At 46.2% G+C, this 7,677-nt stretch carries 4 protein-coding genes; 3 read left to right on the forward strand and 1 reads right to left on the reverse strand.

What is annotated here, in order from left to right:
• The first annotated feature begins 619 nt into the window (after window positions 1-619).
• The 3 genes from AB1797_11290 to AB1797_11300 all read left to right on the forward strand — a co-directional run bounded on the left by AB1797_11290 (window position 620) and on the right by AB1797_11300 (window position 6,327).
• Entirely contained in the window at window positions 620-1,981 is a 1,362-nt protein-coding gene (locus AB1797_11290) for an ATP-grasp domain-containing protein (protein MEW5768183.1), read from the forward strand.
• Window positions 1,982-2,496: 515 nt separating this feature from the next.
• Window positions 2,497-5,622 carry a DPP IV N-terminal domain-containing protein gene (locus AB1797_11295; GenBank protein ID MEW5768184.1) on the forward strand — a complete coding sequence of 1,042 codons (3,126 nt, stop codon included), beginning with the start codon at window positions 2,497-2,499 and terminating at the stop codon, window positions 5,620-5,622.
• A gap of 156 nt (window positions 5,623-5,778) precedes the next feature.
• The gene (locus AB1797_11300) at window positions 5,779-6,327 is read left to right on the forward strand and encodes a hypothetical protein (GenBank protein ID MEW5768185.1); all 549 of its coding nucleotides are present in this window, start codon (window positions 5,779-5,781) and stop codon (window positions 6,325-6,327) included.
• A gap of 64 nt (window positions 6,328-6,391) precedes the next feature.
• Here AB1797_11300 and csm5 read toward each other — a convergent pair whose 3' ends face one another.
• The gene (gene csm5, locus AB1797_11305) at window positions 6,392-7,522 is read right to left on the reverse strand and encodes a type III-A CRISPR-associated RAMP protein Csm5 (protein MEW5768186.1); all 1,131 of its coding nucleotides are present in this window, start codon (window positions 7,520-7,522) and stop codon (window positions 6,392-6,394) included.
• Window positions 7,523-7,677: the final 155 nt, after the last annotated feature.

Below are 7,677 nucleotides of genomic sequence, written 5' to 3' on the forward strand. Positions count from 1 at the left end.
TGTTTAAAAGTTAGCTAAAATTCCTAAAAAACGGCTTTCTATGCAACCTATAAAAGGAGACGAACCACAATATATTGTGTTCTGTAAGCTTCAAAATCAATATGTGGTGGCTGAGTAGTTACGATTTTTCTCAGTGTCTCTGTGTCTCCGTGGTGAGGTGAACGGTTACGATTATAGTATATAAAAATGAGTAAGTCAAATGAAAAGTTGAAGAAAAGAAAAATTTTTTGGAGATGATAACGCAAGATTGTGGTTGGGCCCTCAAGAAGGGCAACCACAAGGGGTTTGCCCCTACAGGCAACCACAGGGGGTTGCCCCTCCAGTATCTATCATTGGCGACATAAATATTCCCTTGCCAAACAAGCACACTCTACAAAAGCTTGTTATTTCTATTCATAACCAAATTCTTAATCCTTATGTCTGAATCACAGACCAGGCTGAATTCTATTTGACAAATAATCGTATTTATGATACCCTCAGATCAACGGTAGGGGCGAATAATCATTTGCCCTTAGGGCGAATAATCATTCACCCCTACTCTTGAACCCTTGAATCCTCGAACCAACGGTAGGGGCGAATAATCATTTGCCCCTACCTCTTGCTTTCACGACCATTAGATATGCATCTAAACGAGATAAAAGATTTATTAAACCCTCCGGGGTTTAATCTTATCCATTTGACCAATGATGTTTACTCTGGTCTTGGCCTGGAAAATCTTATTGACCAGTACCGTATCCTATCCATTGACTACAGCCCCGCCGTGGATTCTTTGAGGAAAAGCGGTCTGGAGGTCTTTTCCTTAGAGAAGGCCTCAGGTATTAATACTGTCCCCCGAAACACCTACCATTTACTTTCTCACCCCCAAACCATAAATTACCTCAAAAATATCCCGGGCGAAATAAGGCTTCTCCTCTTTAAGTCATCAGCCCGAATCAATAAAATCGCCCAGGCGTATGGCTGGCCCATCTTAGCGGTCAGTCCCCAAATAAGTCGAGCCTTAGAAAATAAGCTAAAATTCATCGAGATGGCCAAAAGAGCCGAGGTGGATTATCCGGCCTCAAAAATCATCTGGGTTACCGAACACCTTTCCTATCAAGATCTCAGATCTCAGTTTGGTGATCCCTTTGTCGTCCAAATAGGCAAGGGATTTGGAGGACGAGGCACATTCTTTGTCAGGGATGAATCAGAATTCCACTCGATCAGGCAAGAACTATCCGGCAAAAAGGTGAAGATATCCGAATATCTGGAGGGTATTACCTTAACTCTCAACGCCTGTCTAACCAGCCGGGGCGCGGTGGTAAGTCAGCCCTTTTTGCAGGTCAGTGGGGTGCCGGAATGTACCCGACATCCTGGGGCTTCATGCGGTAATGCCTGGGGGATAGATTTACCGGATCAGATTATCTCAAGGATTCTCGATACAGCCTTTAAAATAGCCAACTCTATTGCCAGGGCGGGCTATCGAGGTATATTTGGTCTGGATTTTATTCTCCATCCCTCCAGTAAGGTGTATCTGGTCGAAATCAATCCCCGGTTTACTAATTCTATTCCCATCTTCACCAAGCTCCAATTAATGGCGGCTGAGATTCCCCTTTTGGCTCTTCACATCCTGGAGTTCCTGAAGTTACTTCCCGCCAAAGGGGAGCTGCCCCAAAGAGTGGGCCATATCAAGTCAGGCGGCCAATTGATCTTGCACAATCTGGAAGGGAAAATATGCACGGTCGGCCAGGGCTTCAGGTCCGGCATTTATCGGATAGAAAGAGAGCAACTGAAGTGGCTGAAAGAAGGCTGCTCTATTGAGGACTGTGGCTCTGAAGATGAATTCTTGATCATCACCGCCTCTGAAGGGAAACAAATCAACCCCGATATTGAATATGCCCGCATCCAGACCCTGGGGCGGATACTGGATATCGACCTTAAGCTGAAACCCGACCTAAAAAAAATGGTCAGGCAAATCTACGCCGCCATGAAAGTTGAGAGTTGAGACTGGAAAAGCCGGTAAATTTTTCTTGACTTCTCTTCCCATAAATGTTACTTTAGCCTAAGGTTTAAGGGCGGAGCGTTCGGCTGTTCCGGCTTGCAAGAATGGAGAATTCAAGGCCTTCTCCGAAATCCGCCCTCTACAATCCCCTATAAAGAAAAAATTAGCAAAAAAATTCGACCTATGGAATAGGTTTATAAATATCCCCCCAATAGAGGGTGAGAAGGCGAGAAAGAGAATAAACAGATCGCTCCTATGGAGCTAATTTGTTATGAGAGATATATTCTACAAACATGTCGCTCCTCTGGAGCTAACCTGAATAGACCTGAATAAAGCTCCGTAGGAGCAATCTGTTTGTAGTAATTTCGCAAAAGCAATATATTTGCAGCTCCGTAGGAGCGACCTGTTTTTAGTAGTAGTAGAGCATATCTATGGAAAGTTTCTTGCCTCTTATTTAAACCTATTTCACAGGTCGAAAAAATTTCGACCATACCCCAAATGAGCAGAGGAGGTTTTTGATGTATCAATTTTTGTGGGCCTTAGTTTTTCTTTTATTTTCATGGGAGGCACAAGCCTATAATTTTCCTGATCTTAAGTGGAAAACGGCTGAAACAGAACACATTTACATTCACTATCATCAAGGGGAGGAACTGACGGCTGAAAGATTAAGTCAGGTGGCTGATCCGATTTTCGAAGCTGTTTGCCAGGCCTATGATTACACCCTCAAATCCAAGGTGCATGTAATCTTCCAGGATGTGTTTGATGTCAGCAACGGCGGGGCCCTCCCCACCGAAGATCTGATTATCCTCTGGCCGACTCATTTATACAATTACCTGCGGGGACGAAGTGACTGGATACCCGAGGTATTTGCCCATGAGCTTACCCATATCATATCTCTAAAAAAGGCCAATCTCTTTACCCACTATCTACCTTTCTTAAGATTTAATTTTCTTTATCTGGCCGGACTATTTAAGGATAAGGCCTGGTATGCCGGCGGAGGGGTGCTCTTTACCGGAGAAATAACGCCACCCTGGTTTTCCGAAGGTATCGCTCAATATGAAGAAATCAAACCAAGGGGGGAAGATAGCTATCGGGAGATGTTTTTGAGGACATCTTTACTGGAGGATAATCTCTTAACCATTCACGAAATGGATGTCTTCTCAGGAAAGAATTACTTTACCGGTGAACAGGTCTATAATCACGGGCTAAGTCTGGTCACTTATTTAAATCAGACTTATGGGGATTCTACGGCCGCCAGGCTTATCACCCGAGGAGGAAGGCGGGGGCATCCTGATTTCGATGACACCCTTCGTGATGTGACCGGCAAGGGTGAGGAGGAATTATATCAGGCGTGGAAAAACTGGTTGAGGGAGAAATATGAACCGGCCGTCAGCCGGATCAGCCAGAGCCTGGTGGCCGGTGAGCGGGAAAAAGTCTTTGAGGCCAAGCAGATAGATGAGTCTGATTCCTGGAGTGAAGGGATGTTCAATCTCTATTGCCGGCCATCACCTGATGGCCAGTGGCTGGCCTTTGCCACCAGCCGGGGAGACGAATGGGGGGCCACCCATCTCTGCCTTCGAGCCAGGCAGGATGATAAGACCGGCTGTGAAACCCCGATCGGGCTTTCTTCCTCTTTCTCCTGGGCACCAGATGGCCACCGAATAGTGGCCGCTAAGAAAATATCTGGTAGTGATGGCTACCACTTTGATGACCTTTACCTTATTGATCTTGAACCTACCTTGAACCGGCTGGAAGAAGATTCTCCCGCCTGGGTTAAATACAAGCCAGGCAAGTCTAAGCGGATATCCAGGGGTTTAAGGGCCACTGAACCTGATTTCTCTCCAAAGGGAGAATGGATTGTCTTTATTCGGAACGGGGATGCCCAAAAGAACCTGGCCATGATCAAGCCGGACGGCTCAAATATAAAATCACTCACCCACTTCACCGATAATACCCAGTGCGGACATCCCAGGTGGTCCCCGGATGGGAGCCGGATTGTCTTTACTGTGTCTAAAAAAGACAAGCAGTATCTATGCCTGATTGATCCGCAAGGAAAGCAGCTCATCCAGTTGACGGATGAGGTGGCCGAGGATCGAGATCCTTCCTGGATAGACAATGACCGTCTCCTTTTTTCATCTAATCGGGAAGGGGGCATCTTTAACCTTTACCAGCTTGACCTAAAGCAAAAAAAACTTCTCCGGCTTACCAATTGCCTTACGGGGGCCTTTTCGCCCGTGATTACCTCTGACGGTCAGGATATCTTCTATTCCTCTTTCTCTTCCTTTGGGTTCAGGATTTACCGTCTACCCTGGGGTGAGACGATGCAGCAGGAGGTAAAATATCAAGCGCCGGCTCAGGTTCCCAATCAAGCCCCTATTCTTAATCCTCCTCGGCAGGAGCTTCATTTAAGTTCGCTGCCTTATACCACTACGTTAAGACCCCTTCAGGTTATTCCGGAACTTATCTACGACGATTACGACAAGGAATTAAAGCCGGGAATAATTGTTCCCATAGGTGACTATCTAAGCCAACATGAGTTTATGGGTGAATATTTCCCCAGGTCCGGGGAATTTTCTCTAAGTTATCTAAACAGGCAGTTCGCACCTGGCTTTTATGCGGAATATACCCACAGTAAATTTAAAGAAGATTATCTGACACTCGATACCGAAAAGGAGGAGATGGAGCTTTATAGATTTCATGGTCAGGGCTTTGACCGTGTCTTTGCTGAGTTCTTTTACCAGTTGAGCGACTCTCAAGTGCTTGGACTCGGATGGAGTAAAACAAGATTCAAGACCAACGCCACGGCTGCCAAAGGAGAAGAGGAGGAAGGATATCTAATTGTAGAAGGTAAAGAAGGCACAGATACCATACCTATCACCTGGGTCTGGTTTACTCCTAGTACAGAGTATTCTGATGAAGAAATGGCCAGGACTGAATTATGGGCATTTATCTGGAGATACTTAAATATACTGCCCACTCCCAACTCCGATGTCCATCCTAAGGCAGGTATGGATTTATCTTTCATTTACCTAAAGAGGATGACAGACCTTTCTCGTCTCTATTACGCCTATTTCCCCCATGACGAACCTACCTCATCAAGCATCGACTTTAATTCCTTCTTCCTTAGCGCCAATACTTACTTCCCTCTCCCCTGGGGAGATCACACCCTTCGGGTGCACCTGATGGGTGGATATACAGATCGGAACGTAGCTTATATAGATGAATTCTTTGGCGGAGGCTGGATGGGGCTCCTTCCTTTTGGCGATTTTTCCACGGAGTCTATTTTACCCGGCTATCTTTATGATAAAACACGTGGAAAACTGGCTATCCACGGGGAAACATTAGCCATAATGAGGCTTGGCTACCAACTTCCTCTTCTTTCCCATATCAACAAGAAGATAACCCCTTTCCATTTCGATTCCCTCTATTTTAACCTGTTTGGCGATGTGGGGAATGCCTGGCCGTATGGCGGATATAATGGCAAGTTTGTCAGTGATGTAGGGGCTGAGCTTAAACTAAAAGCCACCATGCTTTACCGGGTTCCCTGGAATAGCTTTATTCGGATAGCCCACGGGTTCGACGATCCGGAGGACAAAGATTTCAGGCTCTATGTTGGCTTGGGGATAGGGGGAGAGAGGTATTAGGCTTGAGGTGAAAAGAGATGAAAGAGGCAGAGAAAATTCCTGGCAGTTTAAACCGTCGGATCCGCCTAAGCCAGTGTCCTATCGACCTGCTTAACCGCAACTTCCGTTACGCCCGGTTCATTCGTAATCTCCAGCGAGTTAACAAGGAGCAGTCAGATGGATCCCACGCCAGAAACTCAAAAACTTAAACAAGTTATTAAAAACCTGGAGACCGCCAAATTCACGCCGATTTTTGTAGGCGGGCTGGCGCTGACTCTTTTCGGTTCAGACCGTATTACCTTCGACTGCGATCTGGTATCAAAAAGACCAAAGGATATGGCCGAAGCTAACTCACTCACCCATGCTATGTATGAAGCTGAGTGTTACTATGTCTCCAAATTAGATAAAGACGGGATGCCTATAGCTTATCTTGATAATGCCAATGTGGCTGCTTCCAGAATAATGATTGATAAGCCGGATACGGTGTTTTTCTGGAACCCGGAGTTGGAAATGAGAATTGACATTTTACTCGATTTTCCATTAAAGGCTTCCGAACTCCTGGCGGTGGCAGAAAATAGAAAACTCGACCGGACAACCACCATAAAGATTGCTTCCTTGCCCCATCTCAAGAAAATGAAAGAAATGGCTCTAAATGCTCGCCAGAACCCCAAGGACCTGCAAGATTTAGATTTTATTAAGAAAAAGCTCGGGGAAATAGGTGAATAGGCTGAAGGCTGAAGACTTTTAGGGACAAATGCGGTGAGTAGATGATTAAACTTCAGCCTTCAGCCTATCTACCCGAGCAGCTACCTCTTATCCAACCCAGAGGCTCAAATTTGTCCCCTTCCTTGACTAATCTTCTGGTTTTAGGAAAGGGCGTGATCAAAAGCGGCCTCTTGACCGTTTCTTCTGGGGCCAGGTCTCTTTGACATAAAGGACAATGATTGAATTCTTCACCACTTACCCTCTTTAACCGACACAGATGGATTCGACAGACATTATGTTCAATATGAGGAATGCTCTTGCCCAGATGATACTTGTATCTATATGTCTCCATCAAATAGGGATCTATCCCCCTGCCCAGGGATTTACTTAACCAGCCTGTCCCCCAACCGATCGGAAGCAAAAATTCATTGGACTTAAGGGCTTTATTCAGCTCAGCCAGCTCATTATATTTGGTGAGCGTATCTTTCTTAAGTTTAAGCTTAGAAAAGAAATCAACCTCACCCGCTATTATCTCCGAAGAAAAGGCCCGGCAGACTTCAACTATTCCCGTCACCTGTCCCGTAATATCCATTACTGTCGAACTCTCACCAGGTTTTATCCCCTCTAAATAAATAGAGGCCGCTTTTTGTGGCTCAGGGAGGTTGGATTTCTCTGACTCTTTCCAGCCGACAGCGCCATACTTTAAAACCGTCAGGGTCTTAACCTGAAAAAGTCCCAGATATTTCTGGGGTAAGGGTATGGAATCGCTTAACTTCAAACCGCTCAAGGGATCATCTTCCCCAAAGAGAGCCGAAACAAGCGCGGTGGGTGAGGTGTTAGCTTGAATCCCCTTTAAAATATCCGGATTCTCTTTTAGCTTTTTCCGGAAAAAGGCAGTTCTTATGGCCCCTTTTACCGTCGAAGCCGGGATATAAGGATGATGGCCCATGTCCTTAATGGCTTCTCTGATTCTCTCAATAGACTTAGGTCCTTCCAGGGGCGCTTGGAGGGTATATTTTATCTGGGGGATATCTGAGGCTCTGCCTTCTTCTATGGTTTTGATCTTATCTTCGAGGTTAAATGACCTGTCCCTCAAAAAGGCCACGACATCTTTAACCACGATATTTCCCTGAGCCTCTTCTATATCGACTCCCTTTAGATATTTCCCGGTCCCGCAATGGAGGGGAGTTAAGACTTCTATGGTTAATTTATTCATATCACTATTTGGGTAACGGGGCGGCGCTTCACCCGCACGAGGCGGGAGCGCGAAGCGCAACCGCCGAAGTGTCGGGTGCAAGCGCGGTTCGGCGCCGCGAACCGCCCCCAACCGCGCAGGTAAGCGCCGCCCCCTGAATGCGGGGCCCAGGCCCC

This window comes from bacterium (assembly GCA_040753085.1).
Classification (GTDB): domain Bacteria; phylum UBA9089; class JASEGY01; order JASEGY01; family JASEGY01; genus JASEGY01.